This window comes from Oleiphilus sp. HI0079, assembly GCF_001635105.1.
In genome coordinates, this window is record NZ_LWFT01000001.1 from 1 (window position 1) to 26,255 (window position 26,255).

27 protein-coding genes are annotated in these 26,255 nt (G+C 47.6%); 13 read left to right on the forward strand and 14 right to left on the reverse strand.

Going from position 1 to position 26,255, the window contains the following annotated elements; translation table 11 throughout:
• The coding region (locus tag A3750_RS00005; protein WP_231871644.1) for a hypothetical protein at positions 1-219 on the forward strand (219 nt) is incomplete at its 5' end.
• Between the two features lie 5 nt (positions 220-224).
• Here the strand turns inward: A3750_RS00005 and asd are convergent.
• The 3 genes from asd to rsgA are packed head-to-tail and all read right to left on the reverse strand — an operon-like array spanning position 225 to position 3,869.
• A complete protein-coding gene (asd, locus tag A3750_RS00010; RefSeq protein ID WP_068456534.1) occupies positions 225-1,097 on the reverse strand; it encodes an archaetidylserine decarboxylase in 873 nt (290 codons plus the stop codon).
• 53 nt (positions 1,098-1,150) lie between these two features.
• On the reverse strand, positions 1,151-2,821 hold the full coding sequence (locus A3750_RS00015) for an HDOD domain-containing protein (protein ID WP_068465386.1): 1,671 nt from the start codon (positions 2,819-2,821) through the stop codon (positions 1,151-1,153).
• 10 nt (positions 2,822-2,831) lie between these two features.
• A complete protein-coding gene (gene rsgA / locus A3750_RS00020) occupies positions 2,832-3,869 on the reverse strand; it encodes a small ribosomal subunit biogenesis GTPase RsgA (RefSeq protein ID WP_068458216.1) in 1,038 nt (345 codons plus the stop codon).
• A gap of 116 nt (positions 3,870-3,985) precedes the next feature.
• Between rsgA and orn the strand changes: the two genes are divergently transcribed.
• The 5 genes from orn to A3750_RS00045 all read left to right on the forward strand — a co-directional run bounded on the left by orn (position 3,986) and on the right by A3750_RS00045 (position 8,159).
• Entirely contained in the window at positions 3,986-4,531 is a 546-nt protein-coding gene (orn, locus tag A3750_RS00025; protein WP_068458214.1) for an oligoribonuclease, read from the forward strand.
• Between the two features lie 61 nt (positions 4,532-4,592).
• The gene (locus A3750_RS00030; RefSeq protein ID WP_068458212.1) at positions 4,593-5,282 is read left to right on the forward strand and encodes a crotonase/enoyl-CoA hydratase family protein; all 690 of its coding nucleotides are present in this window, start codon (positions 4,593-4,595) and stop codon (positions 5,280-5,282) included.
• A gap of 10 nt (positions 5,283-5,292) precedes the next feature.
• Positions 5,293-6,708 carry a UDP-N-acetylmuramate:L-alanyl-gamma-D-glutamyl-meso-diaminopimelate ligase gene (gene mpl, locus A3750_RS00035; RefSeq protein ID WP_304439046.1) on the forward strand — a complete coding sequence of 472 codons (1,416 nt, stop codon included), beginning with the start codon at positions 5,293-5,295 and terminating at the stop codon, positions 6,706-6,708.
• A 45-nt stretch (positions 6,709-6,753) separates the two neighbouring features.
• On the forward strand, positions 6,754-7,374 hold the full coding sequence (locus tag A3750_RS00040; RefSeq protein WP_068458208.1) for a flavin prenyltransferase UbiX: 621 nt from the start codon (positions 6,754-6,756) through the stop codon (positions 7,372-7,374).
• Entirely contained in the window at positions 7,371-8,159 is a 789-nt protein-coding gene (locus tag A3750_RS00045) for an ATP-binding protein (RefSeq protein ID WP_068547910.1), read from the forward strand. Before A3750_RS00040 ends, A3750_RS00045 begins: the two co-directional genes overlap by 4 nt.
• Positions 8,160-8,264: 105 nt before the next feature.
• Here A3750_RS00045 and A3750_RS00050 read toward each other — a convergent pair whose 3' ends face one another.
• Entirely contained in the window at positions 8,265-8,918 is a 654-nt protein-coding gene (locus A3750_RS00050; RefSeq protein WP_068547911.1) for a hemolysin III family protein, read from the reverse strand.
• A 343-nt stretch (positions 8,919-9,261) separates the two neighbouring features.
• On the opposite strand from A3750_RS00050, the gene A3750_RS00055 reads away from it, so the two are divergent.
• Positions 9,262-10,497 carry a DUF445 domain-containing protein gene (locus tag A3750_RS00055; protein ID WP_082863348.1) on the forward strand — a complete coding sequence of 412 codons (1,236 nt, stop codon included), beginning with the start codon at positions 9,262-9,264 and terminating at the stop codon, positions 10,495-10,497.
• Positions 10,498-10,524: 27 nt separating this feature from the next.
• On the opposite strand, the gene A3750_RS00060 is transcribed toward A3750_RS00055, so the two are convergent.
• Entirely contained in the window at positions 10,525-11,019 is a 495-nt protein-coding gene (locus A3750_RS00060) for a pyridoxamine 5'-phosphate oxidase family protein (RefSeq protein WP_068458203.1), read from the reverse strand.
• Entirely contained in the window at positions 11,009-11,710 is a 702-nt protein-coding gene (locus A3750_RS00065) for an NAD(P)H-binding protein (RefSeq protein ID WP_068547914.1), read from the reverse strand. Before A3750_RS00065 ends, A3750_RS00060 begins: the two co-directional genes overlap by 11 nt.
• A 230-nt stretch (positions 11,711-11,940) precedes the next feature.
• Between A3750_RS00065 and fusA the strand changes: the two genes are divergently transcribed.
• A complete protein-coding gene (gene fusA, locus A3750_RS00070; protein WP_068458201.1) occupies positions 11,941-14,025 on the forward strand; it encodes an elongation factor G in 2,085 nt (694 codons plus the stop codon).
• A 92-nt stretch (positions 14,026-14,117) separates the two neighbouring features.
• Here the strand turns inward: fusA and A3750_RS00075 are convergent, their stop codons facing one another.
• The 3 genes from A3750_RS00075 to A3750_RS00085 all read right to left on the reverse strand — a co-directional run bounded on the left by A3750_RS00075 (position 14,118) and on the right by A3750_RS00085 (position 16,528).
• The gene (locus A3750_RS00075) at positions 14,118-15,044 is read right to left on the reverse strand and encodes a patatin-like phospholipase family protein (RefSeq protein WP_068458199.1); all 927 of its coding nucleotides are present in this window, start codon (positions 15,042-15,044) and stop codon (positions 14,118-14,120) included.
• A 65-nt stretch (positions 15,045-15,109) separates the two neighbouring features.
• A complete protein-coding gene (locus tag A3750_RS00080; RefSeq protein ID WP_068458196.1) occupies positions 15,110-16,039 on the reverse strand; it encodes a lysophospholipid acyltransferase family protein in 930 nt (309 codons plus the stop codon).
• Positions 16,040-16,114: 75 nt separating this feature from the next.
• A complete protein-coding gene (locus A3750_RS00085) occupies positions 16,115-16,528 on the reverse strand; it encodes a DUF3135 domain-containing protein (RefSeq protein WP_082863111.1) in 414 nt (137 codons plus the stop codon).
• A gap of 340 nt (positions 16,529-16,868) precedes the next feature.
• Here A3750_RS00085 and A3750_RS00090 point away from each other — a divergent pair, with 340 nt between their 5' ends.
• The 4 genes from A3750_RS00090 to A3750_RS00105 all read left to right on the forward strand — a co-directional run bounded on the left by A3750_RS00090 (position 16,869) and on the right by A3750_RS00105 (position 22,143).
• Positions 16,869-17,465, forward strand: a complete 597-nt coding sequence (locus A3750_RS00090; protein ID WP_231871646.1) for an HNH endonuclease — start codon at positions 16,869-16,871, stop codon at positions 17,463-17,465.
• A gap of 61 nt (positions 17,466-17,526) precedes the next feature.
• Positions 17,527-20,295 (forward strand): ribonuclease R, encoded by a 2,769-nt coding sequence (gene rnr / locus A3750_RS00095; protein WP_068547912.1) that lies wholly within the window; start codon positions 17,527-17,529, stop codon positions 20,293-20,295.
• Between the two features lie 15 nt (positions 20,296-20,310).
• Positions 20,311-21,057 carry a 23S rRNA (guanosine(2251)-2'-O)-methyltransferase RlmB gene (gene rlmB, locus A3750_RS00100; protein ID WP_068453923.1) on the forward strand — a complete coding sequence of 249 codons (747 nt, stop codon included), beginning with the start codon at positions 20,311-20,313 and terminating at the stop codon, positions 21,055-21,057.
• A gap of 72 nt (positions 21,058-21,129) precedes the next feature.
• Complete coding sequence (locus tag A3750_RS00105; protein WP_156492315.1) at positions 21,130-22,143, forward strand: mechanosensitive ion channel family protein; 1,014 nt, start codon at positions 21,130-21,132, stop codon at positions 22,141-22,143.
• Between the two features lie 63 nt (positions 22,144-22,206).
• Here the strand turns inward: A3750_RS00105 and A3750_RS00110 are convergent, their stop codons facing one another.
• Genes A3750_RS00110 through A3750_RS00125 form a run of 4 tightly spaced genes read right to left on the reverse strand, consistent with a single transcriptional unit; the run spans position 22,207 to position 25,130 of the window.
• Positions 22,207-22,536, reverse strand: coding sequence for a hypothetical protein (locus tag A3750_RS00110; protein WP_068453921.1), 330 nt, complete (start codon positions 22,534-22,536; stop codon positions 22,207-22,209).
• 34 nt (positions 22,537-22,570) lie between these two features.
• Complete coding sequence (locus tag A3750_RS00115) at positions 22,571-22,792, reverse strand: DUF2835 domain-containing protein (RefSeq protein ID WP_068453918.1); 222 nt, start codon at positions 22,790-22,792, stop codon at positions 22,571-22,573.
• A gap of 6 nt (positions 22,793-22,798) precedes the next feature.
• Positions 22,799-23,443, reverse strand: a complete 645-nt coding sequence (locus A3750_RS00120) for a lytic transglycosylase domain-containing protein (RefSeq protein WP_369819909.1) — start codon at positions 23,441-23,443, stop codon at positions 22,799-22,801.
• Positions 23,403-25,130, reverse strand: a complete 1,728-nt coding sequence (locus A3750_RS00125) for a proline--tRNA ligase (RefSeq protein ID WP_068453916.1) — start codon at positions 25,128-25,130, stop codon at positions 23,403-23,405. The genes A3750_RS00120 and A3750_RS00125 overlap by 41 nt, the downstream gene beginning before the upstream one ends.
• A gap of 150 nt (positions 25,131-25,280) precedes the next feature.
• Here A3750_RS00125 and A3750_RS00130 point away from each other — a divergent pair, with 150 nt between their 5' ends.
• A complete protein-coding gene (locus tag A3750_RS00130) occupies positions 25,281-25,703 on the forward strand; it encodes a PaaI family thioesterase (RefSeq protein ID WP_068453914.1) in 423 nt (140 codons plus the stop codon).
• A gap of 32 nt (positions 25,704-25,735) precedes the next feature.
• Here the strand turns inward: A3750_RS00130 and A3750_RS00135 are convergent.
• A partial coding sequence (locus A3750_RS00135; protein WP_156498254.1) for a GGDEF domain-containing protein occupies positions 25,736-26,255 on the reverse strand: 520 nt, incomplete at its 5' end.

A 26,255-nucleotide genomic window follows, 5' to 3' on the forward strand; every position in this document is an offset into this window, starting at 1 on the left:
TGGGCCGCTGCTTTGAGTAAACGACAGTACGCCAATTCGACGGCCATCGCTTCACTCGAGGGCGCATTTTTTGATCTGTTGAGTAATGATTATCTTAGTTGGATGAAGCGGCGAGATAGGCTTTTTAATGAGACCCGTCATGCGGTGCAGCAGCATGTAGAAAAGCTGAAAATTTTGCTCACGCAAGAAGCGCTCAAAGCAAGATGCTCAGAGCGCTAACTTAATCAAGGTTTTGCTCTCGGGGTAATCTTCCGGGCAAATGGTTCTCCCATTCGAACGGGCGCTTCGGCCGTCATGCCTTCAAGGAATTCCATGCTGCCAGCTGGAGCACAGAGTACCACTGTTGAACCCAGCTTGAAGCGGCCCATCTCTTCACCTTTTTCTATGGTAATGTCGTTGTCGAGTTGGTAGTCAAATTGCACAACATTTTTGCGCATCGGCGCAACTAAGCCTGCCCAAGTAGTTTCGACACTCGCAACGATCATCGCGCCAACGAGCACCATGGCGATGGGGCCAATGTCGGTATCAAAAATAGCAACAACACGTTCGTTACGCGCAAATAGGTTCGGGACTTTTTGAGCTGTTACAGGATTAACAGAGAATAGCTTTCCTGGAATGTAGACCATCTTACGCAGCGTGCCGGTTATCGGCATATGAATGCGGTGATAATCTTTTGGAGAAAGATAGATGGTTGCAAACTCACCATCAATAAATGGTTGCGCTAATTCGACATCTCCGCCGAGAAGTTCGTTGACATTAAAGCTCTGTCCTTTGGCCTGAAAAATCTGCCCTTGCTTAATTTTACCGAGTTGGCTAATGGCGCCATCGACAGGCGAACAAAGCACTTGCGGATCGTCGTCAATAGGACGAGCGCCTTCTTTTAATGCTCTGGTGAAGAAGTCATTAAAGCAGGCGTAAGCAGTTGGGTTCGGCTCTGCAGCTTCGCTCATATCTACTTGGTATTTCTCTACAAACCATTCTATGAAATTGTTTTTGATCGACGGTACGGTTGTGTTCGCTAGCTTTCCAGCCATGCGAGAGAGAAGGTGTTGCGGGCTGATGTATTGACTAAATACGAAGAGATCATCAACGTTCATATGAGGCTTCCAAAGAATAAGGTTCGATTATGACGCGGATGATAGCAGAGTCTCTACGGATTGGCATGATTCGATTGCTTGTTGCGTAGGGCGGCCAATGCGGCCTCAAGCGCTTTTGTTGCTAGCTTGAAATAACGGAACTGCGCCTCATCGATGGCTTTGTTCTGCGCCTGATCGGCATATAAAATTGCGACCGGTTTGTTGCGAACAAATATCGAGGCAAACAAGGACTCATCGCGCTGTGTTGTTTGCTTGAAATTCATCGGGACGAGATCAGCAACTTCCTTTCTTGAGCTGGGCTTAAGCCAAACAGCAGCGGGTTTCTCTGAAAGTACTTTGAAAATGGTGCCCTTGATAATTTGCGTTTCAAAGCCTTTCAGCGGATCTTTTTCGCTGATGCCCGAAGTGAAGTAGGATTTAAGACGCGTTTTGTCTTTGTTTAGAACATATATTGCCGATCGCTCAAGTTTGAGGCCTTGTTGAATCTGATTTGCTAGCTGCCCCATTAGCTCGGCACCGGAAGAAAAAGATGCTGGGGATTCTTTCATCTTTCGCAGCAACTCGAGAAAGCTTTTGTCGGGTGTGAACACGGTTTTCGATTCCGACGCTTTTGCCTTCTGTGAGGTGACGTCAATCGAGCCATGTTTTGGTATGGATTGTCTTGAGCTCACGCTTGTGATCGCACGTTTTTGCGGCGTAACGTGGTGTGTCGTCTCGTTCTCTGGATAGTCTTCCCTTATATCTTCGAACACCTGAGTAATGGCGCTGGTGCAGAAAGGCAGTCGATATTGACGTGCGATTTTGATGAGCCCCTGTGTAGTGAGGCTTCGCACTTCATCCACAGGCATGTTGAGGCCTGCTGAGGTGACCGCGAGGGCGCGTGAAATTTGCTTCGGTTCACTGTTGCCTAGGTAGTAATGCAGATAAAAGCGCGATAGTTCGATGAAAAATAAGGGATTTTGACGAGCAATCTTGAGTGACGGACTCAACTCGATGGCGCTATCTTGCCCACTTAGTGGCGCTTGAGGTCTGGCATTCGCTTGACCAAATTTAGCCATCATCGCCCAGTCGCGCGATGACAAACAATGCTGACTTTGTTTGGATTGAATTGCGAGCTCGGGTGCATTGAGCGCTTTTAGTATTTCCAGTTGCAACGCGTTCAAGTCGCAACCGAGTTGAACTTCGGCTTCTTGCTTCTGATGCGCTTGTGGGCAGGATGCTATCTTACGCATTAGTGGTGTTGCGTAGCACCACAAATACCATTCGGCTGCATCTGCGAAGAGACTCCCCCAAAAAACATCGTTGCCCTTTTGTGTGCCTTTTGCCTCAGCAAATGTTTGAGCTAGGCTGGCGCGAGTGAGGCTGATATTTTGCGCTTGATAGTAAGCTCGATATCCGTACTTTGTTTCCAGTTTAGGCGTTTTGGTCAGAACTTCTCGGATCTGAGCATGGCCCAGCATACTCATCGCATGGTCAAGTGTTTTGCTGAATACAGATGTTTGGCGAGGATTCTGATTGGCTTTACGCATCAAAGTGAGCGAGATCACCGGGTCTGATGCCAGTATTCTTGCGAGATCGAGATAGCTTGGCGATCCCTCATCCATTTGCTTTATGCATGTTGGCGCCAAAGATAATGCAGTAGGGAGCTTGCGCGCTAGAAGGTAGTCAAGCCATTGCGTAATATCGCGCGGATACTGCTTTTTTTCGGACTGTAGTTCGGGCATTTGCCATTGCCTAATAGGTTTCGATGTCGTCTAGTGTAGACAATATATGACGATAGCTCTGCATTCGTGACGAGGAAATTTTGTTGTCCTCTAAAGCTTTTTGAATTGCGCAGCCTGGTTCTTGCTCGTGTTTACAATCACGAAATTTGCAATAGCCAATGAAAGGACGGAATTCGATAAAACCTTCAAGTAACTCATTCTCGGTAATGTGCCAAAGCCCGAATTCTCTAATCCCTGGTGAGTCGACCAGGCGGCCGCCCTGAGGTAAGTGAAATAGCTTTGCAGTAGTGGTCGTATGCGTGCCTTTTCGTGTGTTTTCCGATAACTCTCCTACGCGGATGCTTTGATCTCCTAGAATGGTTCGAATTAGTGATGACTTACCAACACCAGACTGGCCGACGAATACACTGGTGTGGTTGGCAAGCCAAGAAAGAAGCGTTTCGCTGCAGTCCTGCTCATCATTGGCTGAAGTCAGAAGTACCTCATAGCCAAGCGCTTCATAAGTGTTCATCAGGCCGTCAATCAGCTCACGGTTAATGTTGTTGATCAAATCGCTTTTATTGAACAGGATCGCTGGCTTTATGCCTGTGGTTTCCGCAGCAACCAGGTAACGATCAATAAGATTAGCGAAGGGGGTAGGTTCTGGCGCTACGACAATGAGAATGCGGTCAAGGTTGGCGGCAACAGGTTTAAGCTGGCCATAGTTATCTGGGCGTTGAAGTAGGCTTTGGCGTTCAAGTTGGGCTTCAATAATACCGCTATGATCGGTGCCAGGGCGCCAGATAACTTCATCACCAGTAACAAGTGCTTCAATATTTGCGCGCACATAGCAACGATAGATCTCGCCTTTGCTTTCACCCTCTAGTGCCTCGACATCGAGAGTTTGCCCAAAGTGGGCGATGATTAGTCCACGTTGTTCTGCGCCCAGCTCGCCGCCGAGCACTTGATCATTTAATTTGCGTTGTTTTTTTTCTGCACGAGCGGTTTTTTCCGCCTGAATTTTATCGACGCGCCATTGCTGCCGTCGGTTTAGTTTGCGTTTGCTCATGCTAGACCCAAAAAGAAGATTCTGGCGATTCTATCAGTTTTTTGGCTTGCCGGTTGTTTGATATAGGTCTTAGCTATATCTTAGCTTTGAATTTTTCCAAATAGAGAACCAGTTGCATGAAGCATAAAGACAATTTGATTTGGATTGACCTTGAGATGACGGGGCTTGAGCCGGATACGGATCGTATTATCGAGATCGCCACCATCGTCACGGATGCCAATCTTAATACGCTTGCTGAAGGTCCAGTTATGGCTGTACACCAAAGTGATGCGTTGCTAGGCAGTATGGATGAATGGTGCACCAATACGCATGGCGCCTCTGGCCTAACCAAACGCGTGCAAGAAAGTACGATTTCGGAAAAAGAAGCCGAGCAAGCGACTATTCGTTTTTTGGAAGAGTGGGTTGATAAAGGCGCTTCACCTATTTGTGGCAACAGCGTGGGGCAGGATCGTCGCTTTCTCGTAAAGTATATGCCTGAATTAGAAGCCTTCTTTCATTATCGAACTTTGGATGTGAGCACTTTGAAAGAATTGGCGCGACGTTGGAAACCAGAAATTCTGCCCGGATTCAAAAAAGCGGGAACACATTTAGCGCTGGATGATATTCGAGAGTCAATTGCAGAACTTGCTTACTATCGTGAGCATTTTCTAAAGCTCGATTAGCTTATCTGTTCTAATCGATACACTGAGATAGACCCAGACCATTTTTTTGAGAGAACAAACAATGAGTGACCTGATTAAACTAGAGATAAACGATGGCGTTGCACTGCTCACCATGGCGAATGGCAAGGTGAATGCGTTTTCGCACGATATGATAGAGCAGTTTAACGCGGCTCTTGATCGCGTCGAAGAAGCCAAGGCACCCGTAGTGATTGCTGGCAACGAGAAAATGTTTTCCGGTGGCTTTGATTTGAAAGTAATGCAGTCTGGCCCTGAAAATGCGATCGCATTGGTAACAGAAGGTTCCAAGCTAACGCGCAGGTTATTGGCGTTTCCTACTCCGGTCATCTCTGCCTGCACAGGGCACGCTGTCGCAAAAGGCGCATTTGTTCTGCTGTGTAGTGATTATCGAGTTGGTGCTGAAGGCCCTTTCAAGATAGGTCTAAACGAGGTTGCTATCGGTATTACGATGCACCATGCGGGTATCGCGATGGCGAAGCATGGTGTCAGTGATCGTTACCTTAACCGCTCCCTTTACTTAGCTGAGATGTTTGATCCAGAGACTGCAGTTGAAGCTGGCTTTCTTGATCAGCTAGCAGCGCCAGAAAAGGTCGTCGAGACGGCCTTGGCCGTCGCAACGGCCTGCAAGGGGTTGAATATGCGAGCGCATGTCGGAACGAAGCTCAAGGCGCGTTCAGGACTGCTTGCTGAAATGGATCGAGCGATCGAAGTTGATGCGAAAGGCTCGCTTTAGTTTGGCTGAAGTGAAGCACATCCATATTCTCGGGATTTGCGGGACTTTTATGGGCTCGCTTGCCGCCCTAGCGAAAGAGAAGGGCTTGCGTGTCACCGGCTGCGACCAAGGTGTGTATCCGCCAATGAGTACGCAGTTGGAATCGCTCGGCATTGAGTTGATACAGGGCTTTGACTCAGCGCAGCTTGAGCTTGAGCCAGACCTTTTTATTGTTGGTAATGCGATTAGTCGCGGTAACTCTTTATTAGAAGAAATTTTAGATAAAGGGTTGCCCTATACATCCGGACCTCAGTTTTTATCTCAGCATATCTTGCAAGGTAAGTGGGTACTTGCTGTATCCGGAACGCACGGCAAGACAACAACGACGACGATGCTTGCCTGGATACTTGAATGTTCAGGGATGAGTCCGGGGTTTTTGATAGGTGGTGTGCCGAAGGATTTTGAGTTTTCGGCTCGATTGGGCGGTACGCCATTTTTTGTGATCGAGGCCGATGAGTATGACAGCGCTTTTTTCGATAAGCGTTCTAAGTTTGTGCATTATCAGCCGCGTACTTTAATCGTTAATAATCTTGAGTTTGACCACGCTGATATCTTTGAGGACTTGCCTGCGATTCAAAAGCAGTTTCATCACGTGATTCGCACTGTGCCAAGAAACGGTAGAGTGATTTATCCTGCTAACGTTCAGGCGGTTGATGCAGTTATCGATATGGGAATTTGGTCTGAGCAGCAATGCTTCTCATCAAATAAATCCAATGAAGTCCCAGCTGAGAATGGCGATGCACAATTTCGCTTAGTGAAATCGGACGGTTCAGAGTTCGAAGTACTATTTGCAGGACAGATTCATCGGGTTAGCTGGAATATGACTGGCGAGCACAATGTTTCTAATGCTCTGGCTGCTATGCTCGCGGCTCGCCATGTCGGTGTTGAGTTGGAGCACTCTGCTGCTGCGTTGAGTAGATTTGGTGGCATTAAACGTCGTATGGAAAAGCTGATCGATCACGATTCTTGCGCTCTTTATGACGACTTCGCGCATCACCCCAGCGCGATCATGACAACATTACAGGGCTTGCGTGAAAAAGTAGGGGCGGATCATATTCTGGCTTTAATTGAGCCGCGTTCAAATACCATGCGTATGGGAATTCATGAGGATGCTTTGGTACCAAGCGCTGAAATGGCTGATCAGGTTATTTGGGCTGATCTGTCCGCAAATAGCGAGCTTGCCTGGCTGCTGAAAAAGTTGCCGGAAGAAGGAAAGCAGATTTTGAACCGTAGCGTCGATGAGCTGGTTGATAGTGTAATGCGCTATATCCAGGCGCATCAAGGTCAGAAAATACATGTGTTAATGATGAGTAATGGCGGTTTTGGTGGTTTGCGGGAAGCTTTAGAGGAGGTTCTTAGTGGGTTACCCAGACAAGACATTCAATGAATACCTCTCAGGCGGCCTTAAACAAGCAAAAGGTAAGTGGAATAGATGAGCAATTTTAAAGAGACCATTACGCTAGCAGTAACAGGTGCTTCGGGCGCTCAGTATGCGATTCGCTTGCTTGAGATGTTGGTGGCTGGAAACTACCAAGTGTTTCTGATGGTCTCCAAAGCGGCGCATATCGTTATCGCGACTGAAACTGAGCATAAATGGCCGGCTCAGGCTGCGCAATTAGAAGAGGCTTTGCAGGCGCAGTTCGGGGCAGCGGATGGCCAAATTAAAGTGTTTGGTAAAGAAGACTGGATGGCGCCTGTCGCATCAGGTTCTGGCGCACCAAGCAAAATGGTAGTTTGTCCATGTAGTACTGGGAGTTTGTCTGCTATTGCCTGTGGCGCGAGCAATAATCTGATTGAACGTGCGGCAGACGTTGCATTGAAAGAGCGCCGTCAATTGATTCTCGTGCCTCGTGAAGCGCCATATTCGGAAGTGCATTTAGAGCATATGTTGAAGCTAACGCGTATGGGAGTGGTCATTATTCCAGCTTCCCCAGGTTTTTATCACAAGCCGGAATCTGTAGAAGATCTTGTCGATTTCATTGTTGCCCGGATTTTGTCTCAGCTTGGCATCGAGCAAGACTTGCTCAGTAAGTGGGGAGCAGATCGCGTATGAGCGTCGAGCTAATCCTTCAAGGCGGCGGTATCAACTGGAAAAAAAGCGTGGCTGCGATTTGGCGCGCCAGAAGCCAACGTTTGCGCCCAGTGACGCGTTTAGATTTGGTCTCTCTGAATGATTTGTTGGGCATCGATCGTCAGAAAAAGCTGTTAGTAGAGAATGCCGAGCGTTTTCTCTCGGGCAAACCAGCAAACAATGCCTTGCTCTGGGGTGCTCGCGGCACGGGTAAATCGAGCATTATCAAGGCTTTGTTGAACGTCTATTCTGATCAGGGTTTGCGCGTGATTCAGATTGATAAAGAAGATTTGTTGGATTTGCCTGAGATTGTCGATGAGTTGATCAATGAGCCTTATCGTTTTGTCGTTTTCTGTGATGATCTGAGCTTCGATGAGGGCGATGCAACATACAAGGCGTTGAAGAGCATTCTCGAAGGGTCAATCGAGTTGCCGCCTGAAAACGTTCTGATCTACGCGACTTCTAATCGGCGTCACTTAATGCCTGAATATATGCACGATAATGTTCAGTCAAAAGTGGTGGAAACAGAAATACACTTTGCCGAGGCTATCGAGGAGAAAATTTCTTTGTCTGATCGTTTTGGACTTTGGCTTTCGTTCTACTCGATCAATCAGGATCAGTATCTAGAGATTGTTGATCAACTGTTTGGCAAGGTCGCTGATCAACGGGCGCTTCATGCCGAGGCAATACGATTCGCGACGAGTAAAGGTGGCCGTAGTGGAAGAGCCGCACGGCAGTTTTACAACGCGTTTAGCGGCAAGCTCTAGCAGTCGTGGCTTGGTTTGAGGACATGCCGTTCGTATCGCGATGATAGTTGTGGCTTAAATGCGCCTGAGGCTAGCGTTCGCATTGAACGAATTTGAGCAAACCGGCTACAAATAGAGGCCTATGCTGATAAAGTGACAGCCAGCGCCGCCTAGCACAAATATATGCCAGAGTTCATGAAAGCCAAATCTGTTATGCAAGTTGGGCCATTTTAATCCGTAAATCACAGCGCCTAGGCTGTAGATAACTCCGCCAGCGATAAGCCACTTGATAGCCATTGGATCGATATTTTGTTTGAGATCTGGGTAGATCAACAAGCTTAACCAGCCTAAGCCCAAATAAAGCAGCGTGCTTAGCCATCTCGGAGCACTTAACCAGAGGATTTTTTTCAGTACTCCGGCAGAAGCTAGAAACCACACCAAACCCAGCGCAGGCCAGCGTAGATTCTCATCTAAACCCACAAGACAAAATGGCGTGTAGGTTCCCGCGATCATGAAATAGATCGCAATATGGTCGATACGCTTGAGTTTCAGAGTGATCGCGTCAGAAAAGTCTGCGAGATGGTAAATTGCGCTCGATAAGAACATGAATAGCATGCCAAGGCCGAAACAAAGATAGCCTGCGATATAGCTGTAGGGCATGTTCTGCGGTGTGTTCACCAGCATAAACGCAATCCCACCAAGAGCAAGGAGGGCGCCTGCAAAGTGACTTAAACCCGAGAAAGGTTCACGGAGCCAGTGGGCGCTTAGATACGTCAGCATGCATGTAGTTCCGATAAAACTGTGGCAGTTGGCGCAAATCGATGAATGCGGAGCGTTGTCGCGAGCATATGTTGTCAGTATGCGCAATGATTAGGAGGGAGACTGTACGTCATAGCCTTATGACTAACAAGTGTTAGCTTTTATTTGTTTTTGTGGCCGTCTTCATCGTGAGTTTATCTATTTAAGCAGTGTTTTGATTGGCCACCTGAGGTTATAGTTACTCTCATATAATCCAAAAAAATAATAAGTACTGCATCAGGCTTGGTTGGTTAGGTTTTCGTTGTTTTATATTCTGGTTGGTAAATCGTTGTCTTTCTTTCTTGGTTCAGTTTAAGGGCAAGCTGTGAGTGTTTTATTGGAGTGGTTGGCGACATATAGCAGCTATTTGCTGATTCCGTTTATTTCTGCCGCAGCGGGATGGGGCACAAATTGGCTAGCGATCAAGATGACCTTTTACCCGCTGGAGTATGTTGGGCAAAAGCCATTTGGCTGGCGTGGAGTCGTGCCTTCCAAAATTCGAAAGTTTGCGACTGGAATGGTGGATACCTCAATCGAGCGGATCGGAGGGTTGGCCGCTATTGCAGATGCGATTGATATGAAGGCCGTGAAAGACCATTTTCTTGGCAGCGCTTCGCCGATGATCGCCGAAGCTGTGCATGAGCTGATGCGAGATCAAAAACGAGTGATGTGGGAGAACCTGCCAGCGCCAACTAAAAAGCTGGTGTTCGAGTTAGTCGAGGCAGAGCTAAGGGAAGGTTTTGATGAACTGGCTGACGATATTCATTCACAGTTTGAGCGATTGCTAGATTTGCGTGAACTTGTGGTACGCAAATGCGAAGAAAATCCAGATCTTCTAAATCAAATGGTTTTCGCATGCGCCTCCAAAGAGCTCTCTTTTTTAGTTAATTCTGGCGCTGTATTTGGCTTTTTGTTTGGTCTGGTTCAGGCGCTTGTTTGGTTTCTTTATCCGCAATGGTGGATTCTGCCCTTCTTTGGGCTGTTGGTAGGAACGCTGACGAACTGGATCGCAATTCAGCTGATCTTCACGCCTGTTCAGCCTAAAAAATACGGGCCATTCTCGTTTCAAGGTTTGTTTTTAAAGCGCCAGACGGAAATTTCAGAAGAGTTTAGTCGTGTATTTACTGAAGAGGTCGTCACCGCGAGTGAGGTTGTTGCCACCATGATTCACGGGCAGCGTAAAGATCGCTTGATTTCTCTGGTGCGGTCTCATGTTTCGCTCATTCTAGAACGCACTCTCGTTGTCCAGTTGGCAGCTCAAGCAGCTGTTGGCCCGACAGGTTATGCTGACTTGAAGGACGCGGCACTTGAGAAGGCGCTGCAATACACGCAAGAGCTATCGGAAAACAAAGCCTTTAATGCTGCTCAAGCGAAGGCTGTGCAGACGATGCTCCACGATAGAATATCCGCACAGCCGCCGGAAGAGTTTCAAGACCTCGTGCGGCCAATATTTCATGAGGATGAGTGGATTCTCGTTGCGATTGGTGGGGTTCTCGGCGCGCTCGTTGGGTGGGGGCAGTTGGTTATCTTATTCGGCGAGCGTTTAGTCGAGCTGGTTTGAGGTTGTCATTTGGTTCATGTTTCCTGCCTACCTTCGAGATACCCCTCGCGCCTTCTCGAAATGTGTACCTTTAAATGAAAAAGCCTGTCCAAACCCCTCTACTAAAGATCCTGAACTGATGTTGAGTGCGACTAAGTGAAAGTCAGGGAGCTCTGCCAGTAACTGGGCGGTTTTCCCATGTCGTTCTGAAAATGCTTTAAGCGCCTGATCCCAGATTTTATCGTCTCTTGGAATAAACGTGGCCTCTGTCTCAAGCGTCATTCGTGTGCGCGCGAAGCGGTCGCGCTGAGTTCTGGAGGGGGATGGTAGGGTATCTTCTTCTAATAGCAACACGGAGCATGAGCGAGAGGAGCGAAGGTTTTCGGTGTGACTGGCTAGCTCACTGATTAGCAGATACAGTTTGTCGTCCATCCAGATAAATGGAGCATAACTCGCCTCAGCCTTGCCTTCAGAAATGCTCGCAATTGAGGCCCCTGAACATTGCTGCAACAAGCTGAGTGCAGTCTCTTTCTTATTCGGCATGGCGATATGTTTTTTGCATACTGGCAGACTCAAGAATATGACAGCCAGCCTCATGATTCGCTGCGGCTTTTATTAATGCGGCTGCAACATCATACGCTTCGATCGCTTTATAGTTTCCTGGCAATAGTTTGCAAAACCATTCCGAAGCACTCTCTGCCAGTCGAAATTCGCTGCGCTCGCCAAGCAACAGGCTAGGGCGTGCTATAGCGACGTTCGGGTAATCGGCATCCCGAATCCTTTGCTCGACTTCTTTTTTCATTCCAAGGTAAAACGAGGGAAGTTTGGTATTTGCTCCATGTGCTGAGACTAGCCCAAAGAAGCGTGCACCGCGCGATTTTCCCAGTTTTGCAAACGCTTGGGGGTATTCCACATCAATGCGTTGGTAAAGAGTTTTGTCTGGTGTTCGTTTGGTTGTCGAGCCGAGTGCGCAGAACAGATCATCTACATGGGCAGTCGGTGCTTTAAATGTGCTGCCTCCCGATATCGCGATTTCCAATATTTGATCCCAGTCGCAGTCGAATAGTTCAAGCTTCTCATGTTTCAGGGAGAGTTCTTTTCCTCGGCGAACAAAGGCGACAACGCGATCGTATTGATTATCGTCGCAGAGTTGTTGAACAATATGCCCGCCAATGAGTCCAGTCGCGCCAGCTATCCAAGCGATCTTTTTTGGTGTGTTTTGTTTGTTTTCCATGGCTGAGATATCCGCTTGCAGGATTGTTTTGAGGATGAATTCTTCGGAGGGGATTATGACGCGCGAACGACCGTAATTGAAGTTTGTTGCGGTTGCCAAGGCTGAGTTAGTGCTCGGTATTATCAAAAACCAGGAAGCGAACACCAAAATTTACGAATTTTGCTCTTTTCTTCGCCATAAATGCTGTATACTGCGCCCGATTTTTTCACCCCGACCTTTCGAGTAAGACGATGACAGACTTAAGTAAATACAGAAATATCGGTATCTTCGCGCACGTTGATGCGGGGAAAACCACAACGACAGAACGTATTCTAAAACTCACCGGTAAAATCCACAAAACCGGTGAGGTACACGACGGTGAATCGACTACAGACTTCATGGAACAAGAAGCTGAGCGCGGTATTACTATCCAGTCAGCTGCGATCACTACCTTTTGGGATGATCACCGCTTTAACATCATCGATACTCCCGGACACGTTGACTTCACAGTTGAAGTATATCGTTCTTTGAAAGTACTAGATGGCGGTATCGGCGTCTTCTGTGGTTCTGGTGGTGTTGAGCCTCAGTCAGAAACCAACTGGCGTTATGCGGATGAGTCGGGCGTTGCGCGTATCATCTTCGTAAACAAGCTAGACCGTCTTGGTGCAGACTTCCTAAAAGTTGTCGATCAGGTAGAAAACGTTCTAGGTGCTAAGCCGCTCGTTATGACTCTGCCGATAGGTCGTGAAGACGACTTCACAGGTGTTGTAGATATTCTTTCTAAGAAAGCATACATCTGGGACGACTCAGGTCTTCCTGAAAACTACAAAGTAGAAGATGTTCCTGCGGACATGGTTGACGACGTTGACATGTACTACGAGCAATTGATCGAAACTGCTGTAGAAGTCGATGATGATTTGATGATGGCGTACATGGAAGGCGAAATGCCAACCACGGAGCAAATCAAAGCATGTATCCGTAAAGGTACGAACGAACTAACGTTCTTCCCAACTTACTGTGGTTCAGCATTTAAGAACAAAGGCATCCAGCTAATTCTTGATGCGGTTGTTGATTACTTGCCTTCGCCAACAGAAGTTCCTGCGCAGCCACTTACTGACGAACTAGGTGAGCCTACAGGTGAAGTTGCAACAGTTTCTGTTGACGAGCCGTTCCGTGCGCTTGCGTTTAAGATCATGGATGACCGTTTCGGTGCCTTAACCTTCGTACGTATCTACTCAGGTACTTTGAAGAAAGGTGACACGATTCTTAACTCATTCACAGGCAAGACTGAGCGTATCGGTCGTATGTGTGAAATGGAGGCAGATGATCGTAACGAGCTAGACTCTGCGCAAGCGGGTGACATTATCGCGATCGTAGGTATGAAGAACGTTCAAACAGGTCACACACTTTGTGATCCTAAGCATGAATGTACGCTTGAAGCGATGGTCTTCCCAGAGCCAGTAATCTCGATTGCTGTTAAACCGAAAGACAAAGGTGGTTCTGAGAAAATGGGTATCGCGATCGGTAAGATGGTTGCAGAAGATCCAACGTTCCAGGTTCACACAGATGAAGACTCTGGTGAAACAATCCTGCGTGGTATGGGTGAGCTTCACCTCGATATCAAAGTAGACATCTTGAACCGTACATATGGTGTTGAGCTGGATGTAGGTGAGCCTCAGGTTGCATACCGTGAGACGATCACGACAGAAGTTGAAGACTCTTACACGCACAAGAAGCAGTCTGGTGGTTCAGGTCAGTTTGGTAAGATTGACTACCGCATTAAGCCGGGCGAGCAGAATTCTGGCTTTACGTTCACGTCTACAGTGGTAGGTGGTAACGTACCAAAAGAATTCTTCCCAGCGATCGAAAAAGGTTTTGCTGGCATGATGGAAACGGGTGTTCTAGCTGGCTTCCCAGTACTAGACGTTGAAATCGAGCTTTTTGACGGTGCTTTCCACGCAGTTGACTCCTCTGCGGTAGCGTTCGAACTAGCAGCGCGTGGCGCATTCCGTCAATCGATTGCTAAAGCAGGTCCTAAATTGCTTGAGCCGATCATGAAAGTTGACGTGTTTACTCCAGAAGATCACGTTGGTGATGTTATTGGTGACTTGAACCGTCGTCGTGGCATGATTGAAGGGCAAGAAGCAGGTGGTTCTGGTGTTCGTATTAAGGCAAACGTTCCTCTTTCTGAGATGTTTGGTTATATCGGATCACTGCGCACAATGACTTCTGGTCGTGGCCAGTTCTCAATGGAATTTGATCACTACGCTCAGTGCCCTAACTCGGTATCAGAGAAAGTAATCGAAGAAGAGCGTGAGAAGAAAGCAGCTAAGTAACACTTAGCTCTTTAGTACTTAAAAAGCCCTGCTGATTTCAGCAGGGCTTTTTTTTGTCTTGTGTATAGAGAGTTGAGCTCGTGCTTAGTTCGCTAAGAGTTCTTTTGTCCGATATTAATGAGTTTATTTTTAGCTTCGTAGAATCGAGAGATAATGTGCGGGATTTTCAGTGGAATGACTTCTCGGGCTAGTCGAATGATGTAGCGAATTAAAGAGACGCGTTTGAGTTGCTTGGCGGACTTCGCTTTGTCCATCATCGCCTTATATCCTTCGTTGATTAATTCATCCGTATGAGGACGGTTATCAGCGCGGCTATAGTCTGTTAAATCAAGATTTAAGATGATGTCAGCCTGTTTCAGCTGTTCATTTGTTTTATGGTCGATACATATATCGATTGCATTGCTAAATGAGTCTGCAGTGCTCTTTGGTGTCGCATAACGACGGTTGCCAGAGAGATTGATCGCGATGATGATTCCTGCATCCATTGGTTTAAGGAGAGAGACGGGCACATTTTCTATGATGCCCCCGTCGACGAGCTTTCGACCTTGAACTTCAACCGGCGCGAATAGGCCTGGTACGGCAACAGATGCACATACCGCATCGGCAACTGAGCCTGAATTAAAAACGACTTGTTCGCCGGTGCAAATGTCCGTCGCGGCAATCGAAAGCGGAATTTGCGCGTCTTCAATCTGCGCATCACCGAGATCTCTGATTAACATCTCGCGCACCGCATCAGTCGAGAATAAGCCTCCGGATGCTTTCCAACTAAAGCTCGCCATGCTCTTGAATGTAAGATTGAGTGCCACTTCTCGCATCTCGTCAATGCTTTTGCCAAAGGCATAGTAACTCGCAACGAAGGCACCAATACTCGTGCCAGAGATGCAATCTACGTCGATACCTTCTTCTTGAAGGGCTTTGAGGGCGCCAATGTGTGCGACCCCTTTGGCAGCACCACCGCCCAAAGCCAGGCCAATTCTCGTGTTGAACGGGTTAAAGCTATTTAGGTTTTGAAAGCGCATATTGTTTTTTCAAAGTAGCGTGATCGTTTTGATATTTAATGTGTTTTTGTCGTCCCGATGCAACGTTAATCGTATAAACTTGGTTCCCCTTCAGGACGTGTTTTAAAGCGGCGATGTAGCCATAAATATTGCTCAGGATGGATTCGAATAGACTCTTCCAGGCCTTTATTTATCCGGGCCGCATTTTCTAGCGCATTATCGCTCGGAAAACCCTCAAGGATAGGGAAGAAATGCACGCTATAGACGCCATCGCCTTCACGAAACTGCGCCATTTGTATAACAGTACAGCCGGTCTCGCGGGCAATCCACTCAGGGGTTGTGAGTGTTGCGCAAGGTACGCCAAAGAAGGGCGCAAATATGCCGCGTTTAGGCCCGACTCCAACATCTTGGTCCGGTCCATACCAAACTAGATTTCCTTGTTTGATGAATTCGTTCATATCTTTGAGTTCGCGTTTAGTGAACTTTTCTTGGCTATAACGCATGCGATGCCGTTCAATAAATGCATCTAGTAACTTGTTGTTTTGCGGACGATACATGTAATTGAATGTGGTGACATGGTGCACAAGAGGGCCAGCAAAATCCATGATGCTGAAATGCCCGCCAACAAGTAAGACGCCTTTGCCTCGCCCTAAAGCTTCGTCTAGGTGCTCCTTTCCGTGTACTTCAAGTTTTTCAAAATAGGGCTCAAGAGGTCTCCACCAGCCAATTGTGTTTTCGACGTAACCAATCGCATTGGAAATAAACGTTTGCTTGATCAGTTCTTCTTGCTCCGCTTCGCTTAATTCAGGAAAGCAGGCTCGTATATTTCCACGCGCAGTTTTATATCGGCTCCCGCCAAGCTTATACAGCCGCATGCCAAGCCATGCGCCTAGCTTTTGCTTACTTGAATAGGGAAGAAAAGAAATAAGAAACATTAAGCCAATTAATAGCCAAGTTCCTAAATATTTTGGGTGGATGAAGTTACTGTATCGGTATTCGGGTCTTATTGTTCGCATGATGCGGAAGGAGTTCCTAGGAGGCGATTTATAATGGGCCCCGAGTGTACCCAAAGTCGGGGCCTAATATAAGTGTTAATCAGCAAGGAGCTTCTTGGCTCGCGCGCTCGAGAAGTCGAGAACGTCGGCGCGGTGTTGTGGTCTGTTTCGCAAGAATTCCTCAGGATTTGAAAGGGCTTCTCGCAGGTCTACTAAGGCCTCGTTCATCATTGATGAAATTTTTAAGCAGGCGCTAACGGCTGAGCTGCTCCTGCGACGTTCCATATCGATTTGAAATTGTAATCCGCTCAGGCGTTCTTGCATGTGATTTGGGGCGCTGCTTATCACGTCGCGGGTAATCCGCTGGCGCAGCTGTTCAAGCTCTTCTGGCTTTTCCCTTGCCAACTCTACCAGGGTGTCGAAGCTAGGAAGATCTATTAAACCTAAGCCGGTTTGTCTCACATCGATATCCCCTAGCTTGCGCTTAGAGCTTTCATTTGAGTCTTTCATCGTAACGACCTCTTTCTGTTACGGCTGTCAGTGCATTGGGTTGGCTATTTTACGTACAGCTGATTTGTATGGAACAAAACAAAAGTAAAAATACGGAACGCCATCAATTCAGCTCAATGCTATGTAACATTTTGTAATGGCTACGTTTCAACAATCAAAGTCTGTTTATTAAAACCAAGAAACAGTTTGGCTTTTTTATATGCTATGTGGCTAAAATGTGAGCAGGTTCGTAAGGTTGGCAGTTTTTAGTCTGCTGGAACTGACTTAAAACGGTCATAGTTTGAAGTTAGTGTTCTTAAAGTGGTCGAACACAAAAGTGTAACGATGCGAGGATCTACCAGTGCTGCAGCAAGTGTCTCAACAAGGAATTAGTACTACATTCAATCAAGCGATTCTCAAAATTGACAAGAGTGGTCAGCCGATACGCTGGATCTCTAAAGAGGCCGCAACAAATTTGGTCTGCAATGGGAAGGTACTCTGGGCGTTTGGTGAAAAGAGCCTAGTAATGCATGGCGGTGTTAATCGTCACGGTGAGCAGTCGATTATTCGACTAGCACCGATTATCGCCGTTGATGGCACTGTAGTCTCTCATGCGATTAATATCCCGCTAATGAATAAGTATCTATTTCGTCGAGATCAGCATATGTGTATGTATTGCGGGCAGGAGCTGTCCCGCTTGTCGCTGACGCGAGATCACGTCCTTCCGCGGTCTCGTGGTGGACAAGATGTTTGGACAAACGTCGTGTCTGCATGTAAGCCTTGTAATCAAAGAAAAGGCGCGCGCTTACCCGAAGAGGCAAATATGCCTTTGCTTGCTGTGCCTTTCAAGCCGACCTTTTCTGAGCTTCTCTACTTGCAGAACCATAATATTCTTGAGGATCAGATGCAGTATTTGAGAAAGGGCTTTAAACACTTGAACGACCATGCCAGCCATTGATCGCGCTGCGCAAGGATAAAGACTATACTAAGCGCTTACATCCATTTTTATGTGCCCCTGAATGAGCAAACCTGAAGACGAAAATTCTACTCCGCAAGACAAAGCGACCAAGAAAAAAAGCAGTGCTAATAAAAACAGCGCACCAAACAAAGATCCAAACTCCCAACGAGAAGCAGAAAAATACGCGCAACCGATTGCGAGCCGTGAACATATTCTCGATACCCTGGCGGAGCTAAAAAAGCCGCTAACCCACCCTGAGATCGCGCACTTTCTGAAAATTTCTGACCCGGAAGGTTTCGAAGCGCTGCGTCGTCGTCTTATTGCAATGTGCCGAGACGGGCAGCTCGTGTGCAACCGGCGTCAGCAGTATTTACCTTCCGCGAAAGTAGATCTTCTCAAAGGAACTGTCATTGGTCATCGTGATGGCTTTGGTTTCGTTAAACTCGAGAAAGGCGGTGACGATCTTCTGCTTTCTGCAAAACAGATGCAAAGTGTGTTTCATGACGATCGCGTCTTGGTGCGTGTTGATCATGTTGATGCGAAAGGGCGAGGTCATGCGGTAATTGTCGAGGTGCTTGAGCGCAACACAAAGGAGGTCGTTGGGCGAATCTTTTTTGAAAGTGGCCTGAACTTCATTGAAGTAGAAAGTGTTCGCGAAACGCAGCAAGTTATTGTTGCGACAGAAAATTTGAATGGCGCAAAACATGGGCAGTATGTTGTCGCCAAAATTCTGCAATACCCCTCCAAGCGAGAGCATGCGATTGGCGAGGTGTTGGAGGTGCTTGGTGATCATATGGCGCCAGGTATGGAGATCGAAGTGGCTATTCGCTCTCATAACATCCCGAATGAGTGGCCTGCTGACCTTGTTGAGCAGATCGAGAATTTCAAAGCAGAGGTCACTGAAGACGACAAGGTCGCAAGAATAGATCTTCGTCATTTACCTTTGGTCACCATTGATGGTGAGGATGCGCGAGACTTCGATGACGCAGTTTACTGTGAGCGACGCACCGAGGGTGGATGGCGTCTGTATGTTGCGATTGCCGACGTCAGTCATTACGTCAGTATCAATAGTCCTCTTGATATCGAGGCCAACAAGCGCGGAACCTCGGTTTATTTTCCTGATCATGTAGTGCCAATGCTGCCAGAGCTTCTATCCAACGGTTTGTGTTCGCTGAATCCGAATGTTGATCGGCTGTGCATGGTTTGTGAAATGGAGTTGAGTGAGAAAGGAGAGGTTGAGCAGAGTTATTTTTATGAGGCCGTAATGCATAGTCATGCTCGCCTTACCTATAACCAAGTAGGCACGATTCTCGATGAAGCGGATACCTCGGAAGGCATTCAGTTGTGCGAGGATTTTGCCGAGCGCTTGCCGCAGATTTATGATCTATACGCTCTTTATACGGCTTTACGTGCTCGGCGAACAGAGCGTGGCGCGATCGACTTTGAAACGGTCGAAACGCAAATTATTTTTGGCGAAGAACGGAAAATTGAGGCGATTGTGCCTCGAGAGCGTAACGATGCGCACAAGATTATTGAAGAGTGCATGTTATGCGCTAATGTGGCGACGGCCGAATTTTTGATCTCTGAAAAGCTTCCGGCGCTGTATCGTGTTCACGAAGGGCCGGGCGAAGAAAAACTCACTAATTTGCGCGCTTTTTTATCAGAGCTTGGCTTGCAACTGTATGGTGGTGAAACCCCAGCGCCCGCTGATTACCAGAATCTTTTTAAGGAAATAGCAGAGCGGCCAGACTTTAGCGTGATTCAAACCATGATGTTGCGCTCTATGAGTCAAGCGGTCTATAGCCCTGAAGAAAAAGGGCACTTTGGTCTGGCGTATGATCATTACGCGCATTTTACCTCTCCGATCCGTCGTTACCCAGATCTGATGGTGCACCGTGCCATCAAATCCGTGATCTATAGCAATCGAAATAGTCAGCAAGTGCGCCGTCATCCTGAACAGCAGGCTGGCAAGCACACATACCCATATGATTTTGAGCGAGTTGTGTACTTGGGTGAGCATTGCTCTATGGCGGAGCGACGCGCAGATGACGCGACACGTGATGTAACGAATTGGCTGAAATGTGAATATCTCCAGCAGCACCTTGGTGCAACCTTTGATGGCTTGATAGCGGCGGTGACAAGCTTTGGTTTCTTTGTCGAATTGGCCGATCTTTATGTTGAAGGCTTGGTTCATGTAGCGACTTTGGAGGGGGATTTCTATCAATTCGATAAGCAGAAGCAACGATTGACGGGAGAGCGAACAGGGAAGCGTTTTGCTCTGGGTGACCCGGTTGTGGTGCAGGTTGCAGCCATTAACCTAGAAGAACGTAAGATCGATTTGACGCTGATGAGCCAGGGGAAAACCTTTAAAAATAGTAAAGGGCGCTCAGGTAAACGTGCTGACGAATCTCGAAAGGGTGGTGGTCGTGATAGAAGTAATGATCGAAATAGTGATCGTCGCGGTGCAAAGGGGCGCAAAGGTCCGAGATCAGATCGTGATCCCAAAAGCGCAGGTAAAGGGGCTGGGGTTTATAAAGCACCTAAATCCAAGTCTAAGGTGAAGGCTGGTGCCAGTTCCGACAGTTCGGGTGCGCACAACAAAGGTAAAGATGAAAGTCGCGGCAAACTTAGAGGTAAAGGTTCGTCTTCGAAAGAGCATCCAAGAGTAAAAAGCAAAGGGAAGCCTTTGAAAGTGGGTGCTGATTTAAAAGCACCGAGCTTGCCAGTAAAAGGTGAGGCGCCCTTGCATGATAATGCGGGTCCTCGTCGAAGAGCAAAGTTACACCCCGTGAATGCAGCTAAAAAGCGCAGTGAAGAATCAGAAGATTAAGTTCAAAGAGTCAAGATGAGCAAGTTAGATACCGTATTTGGCATTCATGCCGTTGAGTCTTTACTGGAGCGAGACCATGCTCGAATAGAGCGCTTGGTCGTCATGAAAGGGCGCGATGACAAGCGATTGCAAGCCTTGTTGCAGTTAGCGAATGAACACAATATTCCGTTTAGCCTTAGTCCTCGGCGCGAGCTGGATGATTTAGTAAGAGGTCGTCATCAAGGCGTTGTCGCTCTTGTTGAGCCAAGTAAAGAGCTTAATGAAAATGATCTAGAAGCTCTGTTGGATGCTCTTGATGTGCCGCCTTTTTTGCTTATCCTGGATTCAGTGACCGATCCTCATAACTTAGGTGCGTGTTTGCGTTCCGCTGATGCGGCTGGTGTACATGCGCTAATCACACCCAAAGATAAGGCAGCGCCGCTCAATGCGGTCGCGCGTAATGTCGCCTCGGGTGCGGCCGATCAGGTACCGTTAGTGCGGGTAACGAATCTAGCGCGCACAATGCGTTCGCTTCAGGATCGAGGTATCTGGATTACAGGAGCGGCAGGCGAAGGTGAGAGTACGATTTATCAGGCCGACTTCAAGGGCCCGATGGCCATCGCTATGGGTGCAGAGGGTAGTGGATTGCGTCGCCTGACACGAGAGCACTGTGATCAGCTTAGTCAGATACCGATGGCTGGTTCAGTGAGTAGTCTGAATGTTTCGGTCGCAACAGGTGTATTTCTATTTGAAGCGTTACGGCAGCGAAATTCTACGAAATAGAGCTTAAATTTCGCGAACGTGTAAGATTTGCTCGATCAAGCTGATGTTCTTTGTGTTTGGCAGAAGGTCTTTATGATGACGTCGAAAATTATCTGTTGCCTCGCGCTGACGATGCTAAGTTTTGTATCTAATGCGACTAGTGTTAGCGACATAAGTGATTCCGCAGTCGAAGAGTCCAGGAGCGCTCTTCATGACTTCGCCGAGTGGTATTCTTCCGCCACAAGCGATGCACTTTTTCATGTCGGTGACACGGCTATCTCAGTGGTCGATTTGGTTTGGGTTGTTGGGGTGATGCTCGCATCGGTCGTTTTGTCTTCTGTGTTGCGCCGTTTTTTGAACAACCTTCCTTTGAAGCACGCAGGTTTTTCTGCTTCTGGCATGTTTACTCTCGGTCGACTTCTGCATTATGTGATTCTGCTTGTCGCGATTCTGGTCAGTTTTGGTCTTCTGGGTATCGATTTTACGGAGCTCGCAATCGTCGCGGGTGCCCTGAGTGTAGGTATTGGTTTCGGCCTACAATCTATATTCAATAATTTTATTTCCGGTTTGATTTTGCTGTTTGAGCGTCCGATTAAAGTAGGCGACTTGATTGAGTTGGATTCAGGAACACGGGGGCGCGTCAAAGCGATTAACGTCAGAAGTACTCAGGTGACTACTTGGGATAATATCGATGTTATGGTCCCAAACTCAGAGTTTATCTCTGGTCGAGTGATTAATTATACGCTCAACGATGACCGTCGCCGTTTACATATTCCTTTTGGTGTTGCTTATGGCACAGACAAAGAGCTTGTGAAGCGCGCGGCGACTGAAGCTGCATTGATGCTTCCGTTTACGTTGAATCATGGTAAAAACAAGCCTGATGTGTGGTTGATTAATTTTGGTGATAGTAGTCTGGATTTTGAGCTTGTGATTTGGGTGAGGGGAAATCAGCTGCCTACTGATAAGCATCCCGTAGGGATGTATCTATGGGAAATTGAAAGCAAGCTGGCTGAGTACAATATCGAGATACCATTTCCGCAACGAGATTTACGGATGCGTTCGGTTGATCAGGAGGTGCGTGATCTTTTGCCTCAAAGGCCGTCATAGTTAGCCCTTCTTCAGCTGTTATTTATTGCTTGGACATTTTCTGAGGCAGCTAGGGTGGAGGGTTTATTTTCCGGTCAGTATATCTTTGTATTTACGCATTAATATCAACATGATCATACTGGCAAGCCGTTGGTATATGTCACTCATATGCGCTTTGTTTGGGAGCGTGTCGCGCAGAATGTTTTGAATCTGTGTGAATCGGTTTGTTTGGGTTGGCTGGCTTTCCAGGGCTTTCATAACGATTTTCATGATTCCAGAATAGTCATCGCTCCCTAATTCAGAAATAACTCCCTCTGCATGCTGTTCAAGTTGCTCGACTGACATCGCTTTGAGCGCTGCAACCAGCTCAGGTTCGGGAAGTCGAAGCACATCTTGAGTTGTTAGTTGAGGCATTATCTTTTCCTTGGTTGCTAAACGTACCGGCAGACTAAGCGAGCCGTTGAATGGAGTGAAATTTTCCGTTGTTATCAAACTGAATGATAAAGCTTCCCTTAACGCCGTCATGGCTAGTGAATGAGCTTAGAATATTGGCTGGGAATTGCACGCTTCGTCCATCGCGGCTTTTTGTGCGAACAATCTGTGCCTCTCCTCTGTACAGTCGAAGCCATTCTTCGCGGTGAATACTTAGGTCAATGATCAGTTCTTGCATGGTGTTTTATACGTGTCTAACAAACCAATAGCGTTCCCAAAATAAGAGTACTTTTTCTGGGTATTTGGTTCGGCCAAGGCTGCCATTATAACGAGCTAAAGCGCGAATAAGGTTGCCTTTTTCTCGATCGAGATAGTGCTTTAGGATGGTGCAGCCGTATCTGAGATTCGTCGCCATATCCATCAAATTATCTTCCGGACGGCCAATCTCATTTTTCCAGAATGGCATCACCTGCATCAATCCCTGTGCGCCGACAACAGAAATAGCAAAGCGATTAAAGGCGCTCTCGACATGAATGACCGAGAGAACAAGCTCGGGCTCGAGACCCGCGCGGCTTGCCTCTGCATGTACCATCTTTAGGAAAGCAACGCGTTCAGTCGGGCTCTTAATGTATCGACTGAGCCGACTAGACATATCCACAAGCCAAACTTCGGCATCAAAACGATCGTTGAAGCTAGCCGCGTCATTTACTGTTTCTCGAAGGATCTCGGTTAACTCGGCATCGGGCTCCTGAGTCGCAAACGCGCTTTGAATCGGCATAAAGCAAAGCGCTGCGGCAAAAGTAATGGCGCGGGTAATGGCCGTTCTTAAGGCGATTCTGTAGATTAAGCTAGGCGATGCCAAGTTGCTTACAAATTTCATCAACTGCATTGTCTACCGAGAACTCCTGGTTTTCATCATCTGTGCGGCCTTTATATTCAAGCGTGCCGTTCTTTAATCCACGGTCACTAATCACGACGCGATGAGGTATGCCGATCAGTTCCATGTCGGCGAACTTAAACCCGGGGCGTTCATTTCTATCATCCATGAGCACATCAATGCCTTTTGCTTGAAGCGCTTGGTAAAGCTCTTCTGCCTTGCTTGCGACGACTTCGGACTTGTGCATATTGAGTGGGATGATGGCTAGCTGAAACGGTGCCATTGCGGCTGGCCAAATAATGCCGTTGTCGTCATGATTTTGTTCGATGGCTGCTGCAACAATGCGCGAAACACCGATGCCATAACAGCCCATCTCCATGATTTTTGCCTTGCCATTCTCATCAAGGACCGAGGCATTCATTGCCGAGCTGTATTTGTCGCCCAGTTTGAAAATATGGCCAACCTCGATGCCGCGTTTGATTGTAATTGTGCCTTTTCCATCAGGGCTTTGATCACCTTCTACAACATTGCGTAGATCGGCTGTTTCGCCGAGCTCTTGGTCGCGCTCCCAGTTTACACCTGTGAGGTGAAAGCCGGTTTTGTTGGCTCCGCAGCAGAAGTCACTCGCATGGGCGGCGCTGAAATCAGTAATTGTGCGAATGCTTAATCCCACAGGGCCTAAGGAGCCGACTTTCGCACCGATCTCTGCTTCAATGCGCTCTTCCGGAGCGAACTGGAGCGGCGAAGCAATACCTTCGAGTTTTTCTGCTTTTACTTCGTTGAGTTCGTGATCTCCGCGTAGTGTCAACGCGACAAGTGGCGCGGTTTCGTCTTCTTCTGCTTCGCCTAAAACGATCAGTGTTTTGACGCATTGTTCCGGGGCAAGTGAAAGTAGCTTGGATACATCGGCTATGCTGTTATGATTCGGTGTAGCAACTTCTGTCATAGCTTGGCTAGGGTTGGCGCGCTCGCCAGCTGGAGCAACTGCTTCGGCTTTTTCGATATTGGCTGCGTATTGGCTTTCTGTCGAAAATGCGATGTCGTCTTCACCTGAGCTAGCCAGAACGTGAAACTCATGTGAAGAGCTACCACCAATGCTGCCTGAGTCAGCCTGCACAGGTCTGAAGTCTAAGCCAAGACGCTCAAAAATACGGACATACGCGTCGTGCATGATGTTGTACGTTTCATCTAGAGACTCTTTGCTCGCGTGAAACGAATATGCGTCCTTCATGACGAACTCTCGCGCTCGCATGACGCCAAAGCGGGGCCTTCTCTCATCTCGAAACTTTGTTTGAATTTGGTAAAAGTTTGCAGGTAATTGCTTATAACTTTTTAGTTCATCACGAATGATGTCGGTGACTACCTCTTCATGAGTAGGGCCAAGGCAGAAGTCGCGGTCATGACGGTCTTTGACGCGCAAAAGTTCGCCACCATACTGCTGCCAGCGACCAGATTCTTCCCAGAGCTCTGCGGGTTGCACAACGGGCATCAGAAGTTCTTGGGCGCCGGCTCTGTCCATTTCTTCGCGAACAATGCTTTCTACTTTTCGAAGCACCCGAAGCCCCATCGGTAGCCAGTTGTAAAGACCTGCGGCGAGTTTGCGAATGAGACCTGCGCGCAGCATTAGTTGATGACTAATAACCTCCGCATCGGATGGGGTTTCTTTGTGGGTTGCGATAAGAAAACGGCTTGCACGCATTTGCGATGTGAGTCCTGTAGTGATTCTAGACATTTAGGGTGCCAACCGTATTTGATTGAGTGGGCACCGCCATAGCTTTAGTAAGGCGCCTATTTTAATGAGCCTTGGTTTAATCGTATAGTCTAGTTTTGATTATCTGGGGATAAGTTAATGGCTTTGGCGGCAAAAGAGGTTCAGGAACTGATTCGGAGCTGGATTCCGATGGCTGAGGATATCGATTTACGTGTTGAAAGAATAAGCGATCATACCTGTTTGATTCGTATCCCTTTTGACAACAAGAATAAGCGACCAGGAGGAAGTGTGTCTGGTCCGGTGCTGATGGCCGCAGGTGACACTGCGATGTATGCTGCAATACTCGGCGCGTTAGGGGAGGTTTCGATGGCCGTCACAAGTAATCTGAACATCAATTTTATGCAGAGACCGGGCGAGGTTGATATTCTCGCTGAAGGCAAGATACTGAAGTTGGGTAAGCGGATTGCGTATTGTGAGGTGGAAATCTATACCTCAAAGTCTAGAGAGTTAGTAGCCCATGTGACGGGAAGTTATGCTTTGCCGCCTACGTCTGAAAGGTAGCTTTTTGAGAGGGTGATTTGATCGGGCTTAGTCTATCGGCCGATACGCGGTATTTGCGGGTCTAGATTCTCTGTATCGATGACGTATTTGTTTCGGCCGCTTTCCTTCGCTTCGTAGAGTGCCGTATCCGCCTTTTTGACAAGCTCTGAATGTTCGTGCTCTGGATGAGGGTAGGCGGTGGCGCCACCGATTGAACAGGTTACTTGGACGGGTTCTCGCTCACTTTCAAAGCTAAGCTCTGATATTGCGCGGGTCAAACGCTCGGCAACAATCCTAATGCCCTCCTCATTGGTGTTTGGCAACATAATGATAAACTCTTCGCCGCCATATCTTGCAACGCAATCCGCAGGCCGCATGACATTTTTCTCTAGGCATTCTGCGACCGAGCGAAGCGCTTCATCGCCAAACAAATGGCCGTAGGTATCGTTTAGCTTTTTAAAGTAGTCCAGATCAACCATCAAAATAGAGATGCAGGATTTTAGGCGTGCACTGCGCTGCCACTCTTTTTCGTATTCGGCGTCGAAATACATGCGGTTTTTCAACTGGGTTAAG

Excerpts from the sequence above, each read along its gene's own strand:
- asd (WP_068456534.1), bottom strand. The coding sequence starts at position 1,097 with ATGAACGTTGATGATCTCTTCGTATTTAGTCAATACATCAGCCCGCAA.
- A3750_RS00015 (WP_068465386.1), bottom strand. The coding sequence starts at position 2,821 with ATGCCCGAACTACAGTCCGAAAAAAAGCAGTATCCGCGCGATATTACG.
- rsgA (WP_068458216.1), bottom strand. The coding sequence starts at position 3,869 with ATGAGCAAACGCAAACTAAACCGACGGCAGCAATGGCGCGTCGATAAA.
- orn (WP_068458214.1), top strand. The coding sequence starts at position 3,986 with ATGAAGCATAAAGACAATTTGATTTGGATTGACCTTGAGATGACGGGG.
- A3750_RS00030 (WP_068458212.1), top strand. The coding sequence starts at position 4,593 with ATGAGTGACCTGATTAAACTAGAGATAAACGATGGCGTTGCACTGCTC.
- A3750_RS00040 (WP_068458208.1), top strand. The coding sequence starts at position 6,754 with ATGAGCAATTTTAAAGAGACCATTACGCTAGCAGTAACAGGTGCTTCG.
- A3750_RS00045 (WP_068547910.1), top strand. The coding sequence starts at position 7,371 with ATGAGCGTCGAGCTAATCCTTCAAGGCGGCGGTATCAACTGGAAAAAA.
- A3750_RS00050 (WP_068547911.1), bottom strand. The coding sequence starts at position 8,918 with ATGCTGACGTATCTAAGCGCCCACTGGCTCCGTGAACCTTTCTCGGGT.
- A3750_RS00060 (WP_068458203.1), bottom strand. The coding sequence starts at position 11,019 with ATGCCGAATAAGAAAGAGACTGCACTCAGCTTGTTGCAGCAATGTTCA.
- A3750_RS00065 (WP_068547914.1), bottom strand. The coding sequence starts at position 11,710 with ATGGAAAACAAACAAAACACACCAAAAAAGATCGCTTGGATAGCTGGC.
- fusA (WP_068458201.1), top strand. The coding sequence starts at position 11,941 with ATGACAGACTTAAGTAAATACAGAAATATCGGTATCTTCGCGCACGTT.
- A3750_RS00075 (WP_068458199.1), bottom strand. The coding sequence starts at position 15,044 with ATGCGCTTTCAAAACCTAAATAGCTTTAACCCGTTCAACACGAGAATT.
- A3750_RS00080 (WP_068458196.1), bottom strand. The coding sequence starts at position 16,039 with ATGCGAACAATAAGACCCGAATACCGATACAGTAACTTCATCCACCCA.
- A3750_RS00085 (WP_082863111.1), bottom strand. The coding sequence starts at position 16,528 with ATGAAAGACTCAAATGAAAGCTCTAAGCGCAAGCTAGGGGATATCGAT.
- rnr (WP_068547912.1), top strand. The coding sequence starts at position 17,527 with ATGAGCAAACCTGAAGACGAAAATTCTACTCCGCAAGACAAAGCGACC.
- rlmB (WP_068453923.1), top strand. The coding sequence starts at position 20,311 with ATGAGCAAGTTAGATACCGTATTTGGCATTCATGCCGTTGAGTCTTTA.
- A3750_RS00105 (WP_156492315.1), top strand. The coding sequence starts at position 21,130 with ATGATGACGTCGAAAATTATCTGTTGCCTCGCGCTGACGATGCTAAGT.
- A3750_RS00110 (WP_068453921.1), bottom strand. The coding sequence starts at position 22,536 with ATGCCTCAACTAACAACTCAAGATGTGCTTCGACTTCCCGAACCTGAG.
- A3750_RS00115 (WP_068453918.1), bottom strand. The coding sequence starts at position 22,792 with ATGCAAGAACTGATCATTGACCTAAGTATTCACCGCGAAGAATGGCTT.
- A3750_RS00120 (WP_369819909.1), bottom strand. The coding sequence starts at position 23,443 with ATGCAGTTGATGAAATTTGTAAGCAACTTGGCATCGCCTAGCTTAATC.
- A3750_RS00125 (WP_068453916.1), bottom strand. The coding sequence starts at position 25,130 with ATGCGTGCAAGCCGTTTTCTTATCGCAACCCACAAAGAAACCCCATCC.
- A3750_RS00130 (WP_068453914.1), top strand. The coding sequence starts at position 25,281 with ATGGCTTTGGCGGCAAAAGAGGTTCAGGAACTGATTCGGAGCTGGATT.